Source organism: Pseudomonas sp. NPDC089396, assembly GCF_044749545.1.
GTDB lineage: Bacteria > Pseudomonadota > Gammaproteobacteria > Pseudomonadales > Pseudomonadaceae > Aquipseudomonas.
Genome location: NZ_JBIVIC010000002.1, coordinates 163,409 through 181,586, shown reverse-complemented (window position 1 = coordinate 181,586; position 18,178 = coordinate 163,409). Strand labels below are relative to the sequence as shown.

The window sequence follows — 18,178 nt, the reverse complement described above, 5'->3', positions numbered from 1 at the left end:
CCATGGCCACGCAAAACGCCCGCGCGGACTCGCTCTCCCTGCTGCTGTTCACCCTGCGCAGCGGTAAGCTGATGGCAATCAACCTGCTCAAGGTCAGCGAGATCATTCCCTGCCCATCGCTGACCAAGCTGCCCGAATCGCACCCGCATGTGAAAGGCGTAGCGACCCTGCGCGGCAATTCGCTGTCGGTCATCGACCTGTCCCGGGCCATCGGCGAACGTCCGCTGGCCGACCCCGACGGCGGCTGCCTGATCGTCACCGAGGTCAGCCGTTCGCGCCAGGGCCTGCATGTACAGGCCGTGAGCCGCATCGTTCATTGCCTGAGTACCGACATCAAGCCGCCGCCCTTCGGCTCGGGCAACCGCTCGTACATCACCGGCGTCACCCGGGTCGACGACAACCTGGTACAGGTGCTGGACATCGAAAAGGTCATCCACGCCATCACCCCGCCCGAACCCGTGGCGCACCCGGGCGCACTCAGCGAAGAAGACGCCAGCCTGCTGGCCGCCGCCAACATCCTGGTGGTGGACGACAGCCAGGTAGCGCTGCAGCAGTCGGTCCACACCTTGCGCAACCTCGGCATCGACTGCCACACCGCACGCAGCGCCAAGGATGCGATCAACGTGCTGCTCGAACTGCAGGGCACCGCGCAGGAGATCAACATCATCGTGTCCGACATCGAAATGTCGGAAATGGACGGCTACGCGTTCACCCGCACCCTGCGCGAGACACCGGACTTCCAGCACCTCTACGTGCTGCTGCACACCTCGCTGGACAGCGTGATGAGCGCCGAAAAAGCCAGGCTGGCCGGGGCCAATGCCATCCTCACCAAGTTCTCTTCGCCCGAGCTTACCGACTGCCTGGTGGTGGCCGCTCGTACCGTGGTGTTTGCCGAGCGCTGACGGTCCGTGCTGTCATATTCGGCGACAAACTCCCCGGCCCGATGCCGGGGATGACTGGGCATAATTCGCGCCCCTCGGATCTTCGTCGGAACCGCGCCATGAAGTTTTTCAGCTCTCTCATGATCGCTTGCGCCCTCTTCAGCGTTAACGCCCAGGCCTCCAGCAGCCAGGCCTGGAACGAGCAGCGCCAGCAGATGCTCAAGGCTTGCCTGGCGGCCAGCCAGTTCAAGGATGCCCACGCCCGCGGCAAACCTGTGGAGTTCGATGACCAGGTGGGGTTCAGTGCCCTGCTGATCGAAGGGGTTTATCCACAGAAGCACATGCAGGGGCGTACGGGTACGGAGCTGTGCCTGTATGACCGCAAGCAGCAGCATGCCTTTGTCAGTGAGTGGAATCCTGAGGCCAAGTGAGCAGGTCAGGCCTCATCGCCGGCAAGCCGGCTCCCACAGGAATCGCAGGCGCTGGCTGACCCTGTGGGAGCCGGCTTGCCGGCGATGAGGCACTGGGAAACGTCCGAAACTGTCAGCGCTGTCAGCCAGCGGTCACGCTGCCGACCCGGTCAGGGGGCTATAAGATGGAGTACTGACACTCCTTCCCCCTACCCTTGGCCAAGGTGCCCGCACCGATGCGACGTCCTTCCCGCTCTCTCCTCCTGGCCGCCGCCGCACTGCTCGCCCTGGCGTTCCTGGGTATCTGGTACGGCCAGCAGCGGCAGGCGCCGGTAGCCCGCGCACAGCCGGCCATCCCGGTGCGCGTGGTCAGCGTCACCCAGCAGGACGTGCCCCGCTACGCCAGTGCCATCGGCTCGGTGCTGTCGCTGCACAGTGTCGAGGTGCGGCCCCAGGTCGAGGGCGTGCTGACCCAGGTGCTGGTCAAGGAAGGCCAATGGGTCAAGCAAGGCGACCTGCTCGCCACCCTCGACGACCGCAGCATCCGCGCCTCGCTCGACCAGGCCCGCGCCCAGCTCGGCCAGAGCCAGGCGCAGATCCAGGTGGCCGGTGTCGACCTCAAGCGCTATCGGCTGCTCAGCACCGATGACGGGGTGTCCAAGCAGACCCTCGACCAGCAACAGGCGCTGGTCAACCAGCTGCAGGCCACGGTCAAGGGCAACCAGGCGGCCATCGCCAATGCCGAAGTCCAGCTCTCCTACACACAGATCCGCTCGCCGGTCACCGGACGGGTCGGCATCCGCAATATCGACCCCGGCAACCTGGTGCGCACCAGCGAAACCCAGAGCCTGTTCAGCGTGACCCAGATCGACCCGATCGCCGTGGAATTTTCCCTGCCGCAGCAGATGCTGCCGACGCTGCAGAGCCTGCTCAAGGCGCCCACACCGGCGCTGGTGCAGGCCTACATGGATGCCGATGGCGAGCGCAGCCTGCTCGGCGAAGGCCACCTGGCACTGATCGACAACCAGATCTCCGCCAACACCGGCACCGTGCGAGTGAAAGCCGAGTTCGACAACAAGGACGGCCGCCTGTGGCCAGGCCAGCTGGTGACCGTGCACCTGCGCACAGCGATAGACGAAGACGCCCTGGTGGTGCCGCCGCCAGTGGTGCAACGCAGCATCGATGGCCATTTCGTCTACCGTGTGGACGGCGACAAGGTGACCAGTGTGCCGGTCAAGGTGCTGTACCAGGACAGCACGCTGAACATAGTCGCCGGGGTCAAGGCCGGTGACCGCCTGGTGCTCGACGGCCAGTCACGCCTCAAGCCCGGCGCCCGGGTCGAGATCACCCCGGACGCGCCGACGCAGGCCGAGATGGCCGAACGCAGGAGCCAGCCATGAACACCCGCAATGGCGTTTCTGCCTGGTGCATCGACCACCCCATCGCCACCCTGCTGCTGACTTTCGCCCTGGTGCTGCTCGGTGCCATCGCCTTCCCGCGCCTGCCCGTGGCGCCCTTGCCTGAGGCCGACTTCCCGACCATCCAGGTCACCGCGCAGTTGCCCGGCGCCAGCCCCGAAACCATGGCCTCCTCGGTCGCCACGCCCCTGGAGGTGCAGTTCAGCGCCATCCCCGGCATGACCCAGATGACCAGCAGCAGCGCCCTGGGCTCGACCACGCTGATCCTGCAGTTCACCCTCGACAAGAACATCGACACCGCCGCCCAGGAGGTCCAGGCGGCGATCAACACCGCCACCGCGCGCCTGCCCCAGGACCTGCCCAGCCCGCCGACCTGGCGCAAGGTCAACCCGGCCGACAGCCCGGTGGTGATCCTCACCGTCAGCTCCGCACAGATGCCGGGCAACGAACTCAGCGACTACGCCGAGACCCTGCTTGCCCGTCAGCTCAGCCAGATCGAAGGCGTCGGCCTGATCAACATCACCGGGCAGCTGCGCCCGGCGATCCGGGTGCAGGCGCAGCCCGAGAAGCTGGCAGCCATCGGCCTGACCCTGGCCGACATGCGCCAGGCCATCCAGCAGACCAGCCTCAACCTGGCCAAGGGTGCGCTGTATGGCGAGCACAGCGTATCGACCATCGCCGCCAACGATCAGCTTTTCCACCCCGAGGACTACGCCAGGCTGATCGTCAGCTACCGCAACGGCGCGCCGGTGCACCTGGCCGACGTGGCCAAGGTGATCAACGGTGCCGAGAACGCCTACGTCAAGGCCTGGTCGGGCGACCAGCCTGGGCTGAACCTGGTGATTTTCCGCCAACCTGGGGCCAACATCGTCGATACCGTCGATCGGGTGCTCGACGCCCTGCCCCGCCTGCAGGAGATGCTGCCGGCATCGGTGCAAGTGTCGATATTGCAGGACCGCACCCAGACCATCCGCGCCTCGCTGCACGAAGTGGAGCTGACGCTGATGATCGCCGTGGTGCTGGTGATCGGGGTGATGGCGCTGTTCCTGCGCCAGTGGTCGGCCACCTTCATCGTTTCCAGCGTGCTGGGGGTGTCGCTGATCGCCACTTGCGCATTGATGTACGTGCTCGGTTTCAGCCTCAACAACCTGACGCTGGTGGCCATCGTCATCGCCGTGGGCTTCGTGGTGGACGATGCCATCGTGGTGGTGGAGAACATCCATCGCCACCTGGAAGCCGGCGACGACGGCCGCACCGCCGCGCTCAAGGGCGCCGGCGAAATCGGCTTCACCGTGGTCTCGATCAGTTTCTCGCTGATCGCCGCCTTCATTCCGTTGCTGTTCATGGGTGGCGTGGTCGGGCGGTTGTTCAAGGAATTCGCCCTGACCGCCACGGCGACCATCCTGATCTCGGTGGTGGTGTCGCTGACCCTGGCCCCGACCCTCGCGGCCCTGTTCATGCGCCGCCCACCCGCCGAACATGCCGGCGGTTTCGGCACGCGCCTGCTGCACTGGTACGAAAAAGGCCTGGACCGTGCCCTGGCCCATCGGCGCCTGACCCTGGGGGTGTTCGGCATTACCCTGGCGCTGGCGGTGGCCGGTTACGTGGGTATCCCCAAGGGCTTCTTCCCACTGCAGGACACCGGCTTTATCCTCGGCACCACCGAAGCAGCAGCGGACGTTTCCTACCCCTCGATGATCGAAAAGCACCTGGCGGTGGCGAAGATCATCGGCGATGACCCGGCGGTGCGCGCCTACTCGCACTCGGTCGGGGTCACCGGCAGCAACCAGACCATCGCCAACGGCCGCTTCTGGATCTCCCTCAAGCCGCGCGGCGATCGCGATGTGTCGGCCAGCGAATGGATCGACCGGATCCGCCCGAAGCTGGCCCAGGTGCCCGGCATCGTCCTGTACCTGCGCGCCGGCCAGGACATCAACCTCAGCTCCGGCCCTTCGCGCACCCAGTACCAGTACGTGCTCAAGAGCAATGACGGCGTCGCCCTCAACCTGTGGACCCAGCGCCTGACCGAGCGCCTGCGTGAAAACCCGGCGTTCCGCGACCTGTCCAACGACCTGCAACTGGGCGCCAGCGTCACGCGCATCGACATCGACCGCCAGGCCGCGGCGCGCTTCGGCCTGACCACCACCGACGTCGACCAGGCGCTGTACGACGCCTTCGGCCAGCGGCAGATCAGCGAATTCCAGACCGAGACCAACCAGTACAAAGTGATCCTCGAACTGGACGCCCGCCAGCGCGGCAAGGCCGAAAGCCTCAACTTCTTCTACTTGCGCTCGCCGCTGACCAACGAAATGGTGCCGTTGTCGGCCCTGGCGCATGTGGCCGCGCCCAGCACCGGGCCGCTGTCGATCAGCCATGACGGCCTGTTCCCGGCCGCCAACCTGTCGTTCAACCTGGCGCCCGGCGTGGCCCTGGGCGATGCGGTGCAGATCCTCGAACGCACCCAGCGCGAGCTGGGTATGCCCGACGCCATCGCCGGCAATTTCCAGGGGGCCGCCCAGGCGTTCCAGAGTTCGCTGTCGAGCCAGCCCTACCTGATCCTCGCCGCCCTGGTGGCGGTGTACATCATCCTCGGTGTGCTCTACGAGAGCCTGGTCCACCCGCTGACCATCATCTCCACACTGCCCTCGGCAGGCCTGGGTGCGATCATCCTGCTGTGGGGCAGCGGCCAGGACTTCAGCATCATGGGGCTGATCGGCGTGGTGCTGCTGATCGGCATCGTCAAGAAAAACGGCATCCTGCTCATCGACTTCGCCCTGGAAGCCCAGCGCCACCAGGGCATGACACCCGAGCAGGCGATTCGCCAGGCGTGCCTGGTGCGCTTCCGCCCGATCATCATGACCACCCTGGCCGCCCTGCTGGGCGCGGTGCCACTGATGTTCGGCTTCGGTACCGGCGCCGAGCTGCGCCAGCCGCTGGGTATCGCCGTGGTCGGCGGCCTGTTGGTGAGCCAGGCGCTGACGCTGTTCACCACCCCGGTCATATACTTGGCCCTGGAACGCCTGTTCCATCGCCGTCAGGCGGCCCGCGCGGCCGCGCCAAGTACCAGCTGAGACAAGACCATGCGTGTGCTGATCATCGAAGACGAAGAGAAAACCGCCGACTACCTGCATCGCGGCCTGAGCGAGCAGGGCTTCAACGTCGACCTTGCGCGTGACGGCATCGACGGCCTGCACCTGGCCCTTGAAGGCGACTACGCCGTGATCGTGCTCGATGTGATGTTGCCGGGCCTGGACGGCTACGGGGTGTTGCGTGCCCTGCGTGCGCGCAAGCAGACGCCGGTGATCATGCTCACCGCCCGCGAGCGCGTCGAAGACCGCATCCATGGCCTGCGCGAAGGCGCCGACGACTACCTCGGCAAGCCCTTTTCCTTCCTCGAACTGGTCGCCCGCCTGCAGGCCCTGACCCGCCGCAGCAGCAGCCACGAGCCGCTGCAGATCCAGGTCGGCGACCTGTGGATCGACCTGATGGCGCGCAAGGCCAGCCGCGCCGGCACCCGCCTGGAGCTGACCGCCAAGGAGTTCTCGCTGCTCAGCGTGCTGGCCCGGCGCCAGGGCGAAATCCTCTCCAAGACCGCCATCGCCGAGCTGGTCTGGGACATCAACTTCGACAGCGATGCGAATGTCGTCGAGGTGGCGATCAAACGCCTGCGCGCCAAGCTGGATGGGCCGTTCGACAACAAGCTGCTGCATACCATCCGAGGCATGGGCTATGTCCTGGAAAACCGTGCCGGTTAACTCCATCGCGCTGCGCCTGTCGGCGCTGTTCATCCTGGTGGCGCTGGGGGTGTTCGTGCTGATCGGCTCGGCGTTGTACCGCCAGGTCGACCGCAGCCTCGACCTGTTGCCCCAGGCCGAGCTGGACGCCCGCTACAGCGTGCTCGAATCCACCCTCAACCGCTTCGGTACGCCCGAGCACTGGGCCAAGATCAACAACAAGCTCAACCTACTCAGCGAAGAAGACAAACGTATCCGCTTCTGGGTCGTGAGCAGCAACCCGGCCTTCGAGTACGGCCACCCCAGCGAGCTGGTACGGGCCTTCGCCGAGGGCCCGCCAGGCATGCGCGACCTGCGCCTGCCCGACCGCCCCTATCCGTACAAGGTGCTGGTCAGCGAACTGCCGGCCCTGGGCGACCGACCGCCGCTGCGCTTTCTGATCGGCATCGACACCGAAACCTTCTGGCAGGCGCAGCACAGCCTGCTGGTGGCCATCGTCGGCCTCGCGGTGCTGGGTGTGCTGCTGGCATCGGTGCTGGGTTACTGGGTGGCGCGTATCGGCCTGCGCCCGCTGCTGGCCCTGTCCAACGAAGCCCAGGCGCTGGCGCCGCCGCGCCTGGATGGCCGCCTGCAAACCAGCGACCTGGCACCGGAACTGGCGCAGTTCGCCGGCGCCTTCAATGCCGCACTCGACCGGGTCAGCCAGGCCTATTCCCGGCTGGAAGCCTTCAACGCCGACGTCGCCCACGAACTGCGCTCACCGCTGACCAACCTGATCGGCCAGACCCAGGTCGCCCTCACCCGTGGCCGCAGTGCCGAGCATTACTTCGAAGTGCTGCAATCGAACCTGGAGGAGCTCGAGCGCCTGCGCAGCATCATCAACGACATGCTGTTCCTCGCCAGCGCCGACCAGGGCAGCAAGGCCACGGCACTGACCCAGGCGTCGCTGGCCGAAGAGGTAGCCACCACCCTCGATTACCTGGACTACATCCTCGAAGACGCCCAGGTCAGCGTCAGTGTCGATGGCGATGCCCAGGCCCCGATCGAAAAGGCCCAACTGCGCCGGGCACTGATCAACCTGCTGAACAACGCGGTACAGCACACCGCGCCGAACCAGATCATCCGCGTGCATATCGATGCCGGACCGCAGCAGGTCAGCATTGCCGTGAGCAACCCGGGGCCGGCGATCGACGATGCCCACCTGCCACTGCTGTTCGAGCGGTTCTATCGCGTGGATGCGGCCCGCAGCAACAGTGGCGGGGGCAACCATGGGTTGGGGCTGGCGATCGTCAAGGCGATTGCGGTGATGCATGGCGGCGAAGTTTTTGTGTACAGCGAGGCAGGCGCGAACACCTTCGGCATTCGCCTGCCAAGCGCTCAAACTCGCGGGTTTGGGGCGAAAGTCTAATGGCTTTCCAGCAAGATCGTTACCTTTTGCGCAATAGTGCTTATCACCGGGGACGCTGTTTCCAGGGCCTTTAAAGGACTAACTTTAGCCCTGTCCTCATTAGCACTTGCAGCGCAAGAAGGTAGTTTCAAAATGTCCAACAGTATGGGTATTGCCAGCGTTTTCGTTCTGTCTTCCCTGTTGTTGTCGCCCCTGGCCATGGCTGAAGAATCCCAGGCCTTCGTCGCCCGTAACGCAGAACTCGCCGCTGTTCATCAGGAAGCTCGCGAAGCCGTCGCCAATCAGAACGATGCCGTGAAAACCCCGGAACAGAGAGTTTCAAAAGTATCCATCGATACCAACGCCGACAGCTGAGTTCAACTCGTTGTCGCGTAAGTTTTCCCTCGGCTACGTCATGGGCAGCACCGCTGTCGATATGTTAGCCTCTTAAAGCCGCTGCCGATCAGCGGCTTTTTTTATGTGCTTTGACGATCAGCCCGGTTGTTACGTCTCCAACAAGAAAGTTGCACATTCAAAAATAAAAACTGCCTCAACGTCAGACCAAAGGAGCTTGTACCGGTGTCTTCCGCGTTTCGCTTTACCCCGCTGTTCATTGCATTGACTGCAACGATGCCCCTCGCCGCCCAGGCAGATGAAGACAAGGCTGATGGCTTCATCGAAGGCTCGTCGTTCAACCTGCATTTCCGTAACGCCTACTTCAACCGCAACAACCTCAACCCTGGCGCGCGTGACAAGCGCGAATGGGGCCAGGGCGCGGTCGCGCGATTCGAGTCCGGCTACACCCCTGGCGTGATCGGTTTCGGCCTCGACGCCCATGCCATGCTGGGCCTGAAGCTCGACGGTGGTGGCGGCCATGCCGGTACCAGCATCCTGCCTTCGCATGTGAAGGACGACGGCGAGCTGGGCGCTGCCCCGCACTCGTTCTCCACCGCTGGCGCGGCGGTAAAGCTCAAGGCATTCGACACCGAGCTCAAGGCCGGTGACCTGTTCCTCACCAACCCGGTGATCGCTGGCGGCGAAAGCCGCATGCTGCCGCAGACATTCCGTGGTGTGAGCCTGACCAACACCAGCATCGACGGCCTGCTGCTCGAAGGTGGCCAGGCCAGCTTCACCAAACCGTACAACCAGAGCGGCCACCGCCGCATCGACACCTACTACGGTGCGCTGGCCGACGGCGACAAGAGCGAGCACCTGAACTGGGCTGGCGCCTCCTGGACCGGCACCGAAAATTTCAGCGCCAACCTGTATGCCGCCGAGCTGAAGGACATCTGGAACCAGTACTACGCCGACTTCGACTACACCTACGTGGTCAACGACCTGGTCAGCCTCAACCCGGGCGTGCACTTCTACCACACCCAGGACACCGGCCAGGCGCTGCTGGGCAAGATCGACAACAACACCTACAGCCTGCACTTCACGGTCAATGCCGGTTACCACAGCGTCACCGCCGCCTACCAGCGGGTCAACGGCAACACGCCGTTCGACTACATCAACCTGGGCGACAGCGTGTACCTGGACAACTCGCGCATGTACTCGGACTTCAACGCCCCCAACGAGCGTTCGTGGAAGCTGCAGTACGGCTACAACTTCGCCGGTGTCGGCGTGCCTGGGTTGAGCACCACCGTGTCGTACTCGCGCGGTGAGGCAGACCTGACCAAGGCTACCCAGGACACCAGCCACTACGACTACTACCGCGCCGATGGCAAGAACGCCATGCACTGGGAGCGAGACCTGGACGTGAAGTACGTGTTCCAGGAAGGCAACCTCAAGGACCTGTCGGTGCTGGTGCGTTATGCCACCCACCGTGGCAGCCAGGGGTATGCGTCGATCGACAGCAACAGCGACAACGACGAGCTGCGGGTGATCATCGATTATCCATTGAACGTGTTCTGATCTGAGATGGCAGGCGGGGGGCTTGTCCCCCGTTTCGCCGGCAAGCCGGCTCCCACAAGAACTCACCGCTGTACCTGTGGGAGCCGGCTTGCCGGCGGTTGGGCTGCAAAGCAGCCCCCGCACGATTCCGTCGGACAAATCTTGTCCGACAACCCCCGCTTCCCTAGAATGTCGCCGCCGCAAATGGCCCTGCCTCAGCAGTAGCGCGCATGCCCACTCCATTACCGCGTCTCGCACTCTACAGGTCGCACCCCGAGCTGATCCTCAACCTGGGCAGTTGCCTTGCCGTGCTCGCTATCGTGGCCATCGTCAGCTACCTGCTGGCCCGTGAGCGCGACAGTGTCGAGCTGTCGGCCATCCGCGCTTCGAACAACATCGTGCAGCTGATCGAAAGCGATATCCTGCGCAACGCCGAACTCTACGATCAGTCCCTGCAAGGCCTGATCTGGGCGGTCAACCGCAAGGAACTGCCCGAGATTCCCGGGCCACTGCGCCAGCGCCTGCTGTTCAATGAAGCCTTCGTCGACAAGAAACGCGGCGATGTGCTGTGGCTCGACAAACAAGGCGATGTGGTGGGCGACTCCACCAGCAGTGTGCCGCGCAAGGCCAACTTCGCCGACACCGGGGTATTCCAGGCCCATCTGAATGACCCCAACCTCGGTTTGCTGGTGGGCCCGCCGTTCAAGGCCAGGCTGGGCGACCTGGACTGGTGCATCAGTTTCAGCCGGCGAATCTCCGGCCCCTCGGGCGAATTCGCCGGGTTGGCCGCGGGCGCCTTGCGCCTCTCCTATTTCAGCGAGCTGTTCCAACGCCTGGATATCGGTGACGACAGCAGCATCAACCTGTTCAACACCAGCGGCCAGTTGCTCGCCCGGCAACCCACCCGCCCGCAAGACCCACTGATCGGCAACGACTACAGCGAGCGACCGAACTTCAAGCGCGTGCTCGGCGAGCGCAGTGGCAGCTTCACGGCACGTTCGGCCCGTACCGGTGCCCAGCGCATGTACACCTTCGCCCGGGTCGCGGATTTGCCCTTGATCGTGCTGGTGGTGCATTCGGCCGACGAGGTGTTCGAATCATGGCGGCGCACGGCGATTCTGGTCAGTGTCGCCACGGGCGTGCTGTGCATCGGCATCCTCTGGCTGACCTTGCTGCTGGGCCGCGAACTGCAGCGCCGCCAGGAAGCCGAACAAGGCCTGGCCACCCTGGCCGCTACCGACAGCCTCACGGGCCTTGCCAACCGTCGTCGGCTGGACCAGGTGCTGCGTCTGGAATGGGCCCGCGCCCAGCGTAACCGCAAGTCATTGGCGGTGCTGATGGTGGATGTGGACCATTTCAAGGCATTCAACCAACGCCATGGCCATGCCGGTGGCGACCATGCATTGCGTGAAGTGGCCAAAGCCCTCGAACAGTGCTTGCGCCGTCCCGCGGACCTTGCGGCACGCTACGGTGGGGAGGAGTTTCAGGTGATCTTGCCGGAAACTGAACTGTCGGGTGCCCTGCTCCTGGCGGAGCGCATTCGGGCAAGCGTCGAAGCCCTGACGGCGTTTGCCGACGATGCCCGTTCGGTCACGGTCAGCGTCGGCATCGGCGTGTACAACCCAGGTACCCAGCACGACCTGGCCCAGGTACTGGGGGCGGCGGACGAAGCCCTCTACCGAGCCAAGGCCAATGGCCGCAACCGAGTCGAGGGGCCTGCCACCTAGGAGCGAGCGCGGGCGGCGTTACGCAGCGCTTTCACCTGATCATGGTTGCGCTGCACGCCTTGCAACTGTTTCTCGACCAGCGCGTAGCTCTGGTCGCTGGCAGCACGGCCCAGCTTGACCAGCTTCTCGCGTGCTTCCTTGTAGGCCTTCAGGGCATGGTCCTCGCCGCGCTCTACTTCATTGAGCACAGCTTCCTCGTCCTTGCCGGTGACCATCGACTTGAGGTTGACCCAGCCACGGTGCATGTCACCGCTGATGCTGGTGGACGTTTCAGGATCCCCACCCAGCCGGCGCACTTCGCTCTGCAACTCGCTTGCAGCAGCGGAACACTCACCCGCACGCTGAACGAAGAATGCTTTGAGTTCAGGGTTTTTCACATCATCGGCCGAGGTCTTGAAGCCCTTCTCGCCGTCCTTGCTGTACTCGATCAGGTCGTTGAGTACGTCGATCACGTCTTTGTTGGGGTTGCTCATGGCAAAACTCCTTGGCAGGTGAAGGTCAGCTATACCGGAGCAGCCTTCGTGCCAAGCCGTTAATAAAAATAAATCCCTTTTGAATCAATTAGTTAGTGATTGACTAAAAAATTGGGGAAACGGCGTTATGCATGATTGCCGCTTGGGCGCTCGTGCAGATTGCAGTATGGTCGGCGCATTTCTCTTGCAGGTATTCCCCATGAATCCGGAAACCCTCGAACTGCTGGTCACGCGCACCATGCCCTTTGGTAAATACCAGGGGCGGATCATTGCCGATCTGCCAGGTGACTACCTGGCGTGGTTCGCGCGCAAGGGGTTTCCGGCGGGGGAACTGGGAGGGTTACTGGCGTTGATGCACGAGATCGACCACAACGGGCTGGGGGATTTGCTGGTGCCGTTGCGGCAGAAGCATCGACGTTGAGGCCCTATCGCCGGCAAGCCGGCTCCCACAGGTTTCACAGCTCCGCGGACACTGTGGGAGCCGGCTTGCCGGCGATGAGGCCCGTCATGACAGCGAAGGGCTCAACCCTTCACCGGCGCCACCGCCAACTCCACCCGCTCACTTTTCTTGATCAAGGCATACACCACCGCTGTCAGCAGGCTGCCCGCCACGATCGCCAGCAGATACAGCAGCGCATGGTTGATCGCATTGGGGATCAGCAGCACGAACAGCCCCCCATGCGGCGCCATCAGCTTGCAGCCAAAATACATCGACAGCGCCCCGGTCAACGCGCCACCGGCCACGCTCGCCGGGATCACCCGCAGCGGGTCTTTGGCTGCAAAGGGGATCGCCCCCTCCGAGATGAAGCACAAGCCCAACGCCAACGCCGCCTTGCCCGCCTCGCGCTCGCTCTGGGCAAACTTGCGCCGGGCCAGGAACGTGGCGATCCCCAGGCCAATCGGCGGCACCATGCCGGCAGCCATGGTCGCAGCCATCGGCGCGTAGCTCGACGAAGCCAGCAGCCCGACCGAGAAGGCGTAGGCGGCCTTGTTGATCGGCCCGCCCAGGTCGACACACATCATGCCGCCCAGCAGCAGGCCAAGGAGGATCGCATTGGTTGTACCCATGCTGTCGAGAAAGTGCGTCAGCCCTTCGAGCATGGCCGCCACCGGCTGGCCGACCACGTAGATCATCACAAGGCCGGTGAACAGGCTGGCCAGCAGCGGAATGATCAGGATCGGCTTGAGCGCATCGAGGCTGCTCGGCAAGCGCGCCCAACGGGCGATGGCCTTGGCGCTGTAACCGGCCAGAAAGCCGGCGATGATGCCGCCGATGAAACCGGCGCCCAGGGTGCCGGCCAGCAAGCCGCCGATCATCCCCGGGGCCAGGCCCGGACGGTCGGCGATGGACCAGGCGATGTAGCCCGCCAGCAGCGGCACCATCAGTTTGAACGCGGCCTCGCCGCCAATCTGCATCAAGGCGGCCGGCAAGGTGCCGGGCTCCTTGTAGGCCTCGATACCGAAGACGAACGACAACGCGATCAACAGGCCGCCGGCCACCACCATCGGCAGCATGAACGACACGCCCGTGAGCAGATGCTTGTAGACCCCAGCCTTCTCGGCCTTGCCGGCAGCGGCGCTGGCAGCCGTGTCGCCTGCGCTTTCCACCTTGGCCTCGGCCAGGGCCTTGTCCAGCGTCGCCCGCGCCTGCTTGAGCGCGATGCCCGTGCCGCAGCGGTAAATGCGCTTGCCAGCGAAACGGGCCGTGGGCACCTCGATATCGGCGGCCAACAGCACTACATCGGCCTCGGCGATGGCCTGGGCCGAAAGCGGGTTGCGCGCACCAACCGAGCCTTGGGTTTCCACGGTGAGCGAATAGCCCAGCTGCTGGGCGGCCTGCTGCAGGGCCTCGGCAGCCATGAAGGTGTGCGCCACGCCGGTCGGGCAAGCGGTGACCGCGACAATGCGCGCAGCCGCGGGCGGCTGCACGAGGGCAGGCACGTCGACGTGAACCTGGGCGTTGGCGGCAGCCTGGTCGAGAAACCCTTCGCGGTCGGCCAGGGCTTGGGCCGGCGTGCTCTGGTACACACGCTTGCCGGAAAACCGGGCCAGGTCCAGCGCACCGGTACTGACCACCAACACCCAGTCGGCATCGGCAATCTGCTCGGGGGTGAGCTGGCGCTCGGGATGTTCGGCGTCCACGACTTCGACGCAGGTATTCCAGCCGCGGCGCTGCGCGGCCGCCGCCAGCAAGCGCGCACTCAGCACGCTGGACACCTGACCGTTGGGGCAGGCGGTGACAATGGCAATGTTCATCGGCAACCCTCTTGTTGTTCTGTCAGTTGCACGGCGGCTTCCAGGCGCGCCAGTTGTTCGCGGTCGCTGATACCGAAGCCGACCTGAGTCACCGCCTGGGCGGCGATGGCGGTGGCGCGGCGCAGGGTCTGCGCCGGGGCTTCGGCCAGCAGCAGGCCGTGGACCATGCCCGCCACCAGCGAATCACCGGCGCCCACGGTGCTGGCCACACGGACGCGCGGCGGCTGGGCATGCAGCGCCTGGCCAGCCGCGAACCAGCTGACGCCCTGCTCGCCCGCCGACACCACCACATGCGCGACACCACTGGCCAGCAACTGCTCGGCGGCGGCGCGCTGTTCGGCAGGACCGTCCACGACCAGGCCGAGCACTTCACCGAGCTCTTCGGTATTGGGCTTGACCAGCCAAGGTGCGCTCTGCAGACCGGCGCGCAGAGCGTCGCCGCTGCTGTCGAGGGCGACCTTCAGGCCCTGCGCCTTCAGTTGTTCGAGCAATTGGCGAAACCACTCCGGGCTGATGCCACGCGGCAAGCTGCCGGCCACCACCACGGCGTCATGCCCCGGTGCTATCGCCTGCAGCCGATGCAGCAGCGCCGCGCGGGCGGCATCATCGACCTGCGGCCCTTGCCCATTGATGTCGGTGACCCGGCCATCGGCCTCGACCAGCTTGAGGTTGCTGCGGGTTTCGCCGGGGACGCGGACAAAGCAGTCGGCAAACCCGCGCCGCTCGATCAGCGCCTCGAACGGCTGCAGGTTGTCTTGGCCAAGGAAGCCACCGACGGTCACGCTGTGCCCCAGGTCGGCCAGTACCTGGGCCACGTTCAGGCCTTTGCCGGCAGCGTGGCTGAGCTGGTCGTGGGCACGGTTGACGTGCCCCGGGCGCAAGGTGTCGAGGCTGACGGTGATGTCCAGTGCCGGGTTCAGGGTCAGGGTGAGGATCTTGGCCATTCAGTAACGCTCCACCAGCGCGCGAACCGCCGCGGCGCTGTCCTGTTGCAGGGCCTCGCGCGCCAGGGCGCGGGCCGTCGGGTGATCGGCCTGGCGAACCAGGGCTTTGACTTCGGCAACGCTGCGGGCGGCCACGCTCAGTTCATCGACATCCAGGCCCAGCAGCACTGCCACGGCCTGCGGGTCGGCGGCCAGTTCGCCGCACACCCCCACCCACTTGCCGTGGGCATGGGCGGCGCGCACGGTCATGTCGATCAGGCTCAGCACCGCCGGGTGCAGGCCATCCGCCTGGGCCGAGAGACTCGGGTGGCCACGGTCGATGGCCAGGGTGTACTGGGTCAGGTCGTTGGTGCCGATGCTGAAGAAGTCCACCTCGCGCGCCAGCTGTGGCGCCAGCAACGCCGCGGATGGCACCTCGACCATGATCCCCAGTTGCAGGTCGGCGACCGGAATTTCTGCGCGCAAGCGTTCGACCATCGCCCGCGCTTCACGCCATTCGTGCACCTGGCCGACCATCGGGAACATGATCCGCAGCGGGCGTTGGTCGGCAGCGCGCAGCAGGGCGCGCAGCTGGTCTTCCATGATCTGCGGCCGCTGCAGGGTCAGACGCACCCCGCGCACGCCGAGGAACGGGTTGTCTTCAGTGGGGATCGGCCAGTAGGGCAAGGGCTTGTCGCCGCCCACATCGAGGGTCCGTACCACCAACGGACGCCCGCCCAGACCGTCGAGCACACGGCGGTACTCGACTTCCTGGGTGGCGACGTCCGGTGCCTGAGGGTGGGCCATGAACAGCAGCTCGGTGCGCAGCAGGCCGATGCCTTCGGCGCCCTGTTCCACCACCTTGTCGATGCCGCTGCTTTCGCCGATGTTGGCGAACACCTCGACGGCATGGCCGTCGCGGGTCACTGCCGGTGCGTGGCGATCGGCCCAGGCCGCTTGCAGACGTTGCTCGCGCTGGTCGCGTTCGGCCAGCGCGCGCTGCAATTCAGCCGCTGGCGGCGCAACGCTGAGGGTGCCGCGCTGGCCATCGAGCAGCAACGGGGTGCCGGCCTGCAGCTGCAGCACCGCCGCCCCCGCGCCGACCACTGCCGGAATGCCCAGGGCCCTGGCGACAATCGCGCTATGGGCAGTGGCACCGCCATGGGCGGTGACGATGCCGGCGACCCGTGCCGGGTCCAGGCGAGCGACATCGGAAGGGCCGACTTCGGCCATCACCAGCACGTAGGCTTGCTCGGGTTCGGCCTGGGCCTGCACGCCACACAACTGCGCCAGCACCCGACGCCCGACATCGCGCAGGTCGGCAGCGCGCTCGGCCAGCAGCGCATCGTGCAGCGCCTCCTGCTGGCGTGCCGCCGCTTCGATGACGGCCATCCACGCGGCTGCGGCACTCTCGCCCTGGGCCAGGCGCAGTTCGACATCGTCGCTCAGCGCTGGGTCGGCGAGCATTTCCTGGTGGGTGACGAAGATCTCGCCGATGGCTTTGTCGCTGCGCTGTACAAGCGCCTGCAGCGCGTTGTTCACCGCTGCCATGGCCTGCTGCAGCTTCAGCCGTTCTTGCGCGGGCGACTCGCCACGCAATGGGTAGTCGATCTCGCGTTCGACGCAGACATGCGCCGGCCCACTGGCAATGCCCGGTGCCGCGCCCACGGCCTGGATGCGGCTGCCCGCAGCCGGTGCCTGAAGCACTTCGACGGGTGCTGGCGGAACCTGCACCGCAGCTTCAGGCAGTGGTTCCACCTCCTCGCCCAGGCCTTCCTTGATCGCCGTCAGCAGCACTGGCAAGGCGTCGTTGGCGATGGACGGTTCGGCGGTCAGTTCGAGTACTTGCCCTCGACGGGCACCCAGGCTGAGCAACTTGCTGAGGCTTTTGACCGACACTGCCGGTTGCGCGCTGTCCAGCACGCGCAGGCGAATCTCGCCGTCGAAGCCCTTGGCCAGTTGCGCGAGGATCTTCGCCGGGCGGGCGTGCAGGCCGTGAGGGTTGGCCAAGGCGATGCGCGCACTGGGCCAGTCTGCCGGCGCCTCGCCACCCAGCACTTCGAGCACCGCGCGGCTGCTGGTCGCCTGGTACAGCGTCTGACCCCGACCTTCGATCAGCACTTCGCAAAGACGCTCCAGTAGCGCCTGGTGCGCAGCCCCGAGGCTGGCCAGGCAGAACACGCCATTCAAGGGCTGATCGCGATGACGCAAGGGTTGCTGCGGAGTGACGAACGCCAGCCCCGGCTGGCGTACCTGGCGCTCGCTGTGCAGCCACCACAGGCCCTCGCCCAGGGGCAACGGCTCGGCCTGCTGCAACACGGCGGTAAAGCCGCTGTCGACGCAACCGGCGCGTTGCAGCAAGCGCGCACCGCGCCAGGCCAGCTCGTCGAAATCCTCGGCGGGCAGGTTCAGGCCGACCAGTTGCGCATCCAGGGCCAGCTCCTGTGGCGCGCTTTGCAGCAGCTTGAGCAGCGCCTCGGCGGAATTGGCCCGGCGCAGAGCCTCGGCCAAATCGGTCTCGCCCAGGGCACGGGTCAGCAATTGCAACAGGCGCAGGTGCTCATCGGAGCGGGCTGCAATGCCAATGGCCAGGTAGACGATTTGTCCGTCACCCCAATCGACACCCTCGGGAAACTGCAGCAAGCGCACCCCGGTGGCATGCACCAGGTCACGGGTCTGCGGGGTGCCGTGGGGGATGGCGATGCCCTGGCCTAGGAATGTCGAGCCTTGCGCCTCCCGCGCCTGCAGCCCTTGCAGGTAGCCTTCGGCGACCAGGCCATCGGCCACCAGCCACTGCGCCAGCAAGCGCAATGCCTCGGCCTTGTCGGCGGCCGTCTGGCCCATGGCTATCTGCTCTTTGGCGAGCTCGAGCATGACCTTCTCCTTTTGCAGCCCCTTGCTCTAAATGCCGGGTACTGAGGTATTGTTGTGAAATTCACGTATTCAGCCAGTTCAGCAGCCTTGCACGCGCGGCAGCCGAGGCAGAAAAATATTCAGCTGAAACGTTTAACCTGACCAAGTGGCCACGTTACTCGATAATCTTCCAGGGAAAAAGCCCCATCCTGTCGGACAATTG

The 18,178-nt window shown here is 65.3% G+C and carries 14 protein-coding genes; 10 read left to right on the top strand and 4 right to left on the bottom strand.

All coding sequences use genetic code 11. The features are described 5' to 3' along the window. Positions 1-2 precede the first annotated feature (2 nt). The 9 genes from ACIPZB_RS03870 (at position 3) to ACIPZB_RS03830 (ending at position 11,450) form a co-directional block, all read left to right on the top strand. Positions 3-902: a chemotaxis protein gene (locus tag ACIPZB_RS03870; RefSeq protein WP_400639069.1), complete on the top strand. Its 900-nt coding sequence runs from the start codon at positions 3-5 to the stop codon at positions 900-902. A gap of 98 nt (positions 903-1,000) precedes the next feature. Next, complete coding sequence (locus tag ACIPZB_RS03865; protein ID WP_400639068.1) at positions 1,001-1,312, top strand: hypothetical protein; 312 nt, start codon at positions 1,001-1,003, stop codon at positions 1,310-1,312. Positions 1,313-1,527: 215 nt separating this feature from the next. Next, on the top strand, positions 1,528-2,691 hold the full coding sequence (locus ACIPZB_RS03860) for an efflux RND transporter periplasmic adaptor subunit (protein ID WP_400639067.1): 1,164 nt from the start codon (positions 1,528-1,530) through the stop codon (positions 2,689-2,691). Then, positions 2,688-5,780 (top strand): multidrug efflux RND transporter permease subunit, encoded by a 3,093-nt coding sequence (locus ACIPZB_RS03855; RefSeq protein ID WP_400639066.1) that lies wholly within the window; start codon positions 2,688-2,690, stop codon positions 5,778-5,780. Before ACIPZB_RS03860 ends, ACIPZB_RS03855 begins: the two co-directional genes overlap by 4 nt. 9 nt (positions 5,781-5,789) lie before the next feature. Further along, positions 5,790-6,464, top strand: coding sequence for a heavy metal response regulator transcription factor (locus ACIPZB_RS03850; RefSeq protein WP_008097103.1), 675 nt, complete (start codon positions 5,790-5,792; stop codon positions 6,462-6,464). Then, a complete protein-coding gene (locus ACIPZB_RS03845) occupies positions 6,439-7,851 on the top strand; it encodes a heavy metal sensor histidine kinase (protein ID WP_400639065.1) in 1,413 nt (470 codons plus the stop codon). The genes ACIPZB_RS03850 and ACIPZB_RS03845 overlap by 26 nt, the downstream gene beginning before the upstream one ends. A gap of 132 nt (positions 7,852-7,983) precedes the next feature. Beyond that, entirely contained in the window at positions 7,984-8,205 is a 222-nt protein-coding gene (locus ACIPZB_RS03840; RefSeq protein WP_400639064.1) for a hypothetical protein, read from the top strand. A 204-nt stretch (positions 8,206-8,409) separates the two neighbouring features. Next, positions 8,410-9,744, top strand: coding sequence for an OprD family porin (locus ACIPZB_RS03835; protein WP_400639063.1), 1,335 nt, complete (start codon positions 8,410-8,412; stop codon positions 9,742-9,744). A 209-nt stretch (positions 9,745-9,953) separates the two neighbouring features. Next, positions 9,954-11,450 (top strand): sensor domain-containing diguanylate cyclase, encoded by a 1,497-nt coding sequence (locus tag ACIPZB_RS03830; protein WP_400639062.1) that lies wholly within the window; start codon positions 9,954-9,956, stop codon positions 11,448-11,450. Here the strand turns inward: ACIPZB_RS03830 and ACIPZB_RS03825 are convergent. After that, a complete protein-coding gene (locus tag ACIPZB_RS03825; protein WP_008097096.1) occupies positions 11,447-11,923 on the bottom strand; it encodes a PA2169 family four-helix-bundle protein in 477 nt (158 codons plus the stop codon). The genes ACIPZB_RS03830 and ACIPZB_RS03825 overlap by 4 nt on opposite strands. 199 nt (positions 11,924-12,122) lie before the next feature. On the opposite strand from ACIPZB_RS03825, the gene ACIPZB_RS03820 reads away from it, so the two are divergent. After that, on the top strand, positions 12,123-12,344 hold the full coding sequence (locus ACIPZB_RS03820) for a DUF3820 family protein (RefSeq protein WP_008097095.1): 222 nt from the start codon (positions 12,123-12,125) through the stop codon (positions 12,342-12,344). Positions 12,345-12,445: 101 nt separating this feature from the next. On the opposite strand, the gene ACIPZB_RS03815 is transcribed toward ACIPZB_RS03820, so the two are convergent. From ACIPZB_RS03815 to ptsP, 3 genes are read right to left on the bottom strand one after another with little or no spacing between them, the layout of a single operon-like run. Continuing rightward, entirely contained in the window at positions 12,446-14,179 is a 1,734-nt protein-coding gene (locus tag ACIPZB_RS03815; protein WP_400639061.1) for a PTS fructose-like transporter subunit IIB, read from the bottom strand. Further along, positions 14,176-15,123 carry a 1-phosphofructokinase gene (pfkB, locus tag ACIPZB_RS03810; RefSeq protein WP_400639060.1) on the bottom strand — a complete coding sequence of 316 codons (948 nt, stop codon included), beginning with the start codon at positions 15,121-15,123 and terminating at the stop codon, positions 14,176-14,178. The genes ACIPZB_RS03815 and pfkB overlap by 4 nt, the downstream gene beginning before the upstream one ends. Then, positions 15,124-17,976 (bottom strand): phosphoenolpyruvate--protein phosphotransferase, encoded by a 2,853-nt coding sequence (gene ptsP / locus ACIPZB_RS03805; RefSeq protein WP_400639059.1) that lies wholly within the window; start codon positions 17,974-17,976, stop codon positions 15,124-15,126. Between the last annotated feature and the right edge of the window lie 202 nt (positions 17,977-18,178).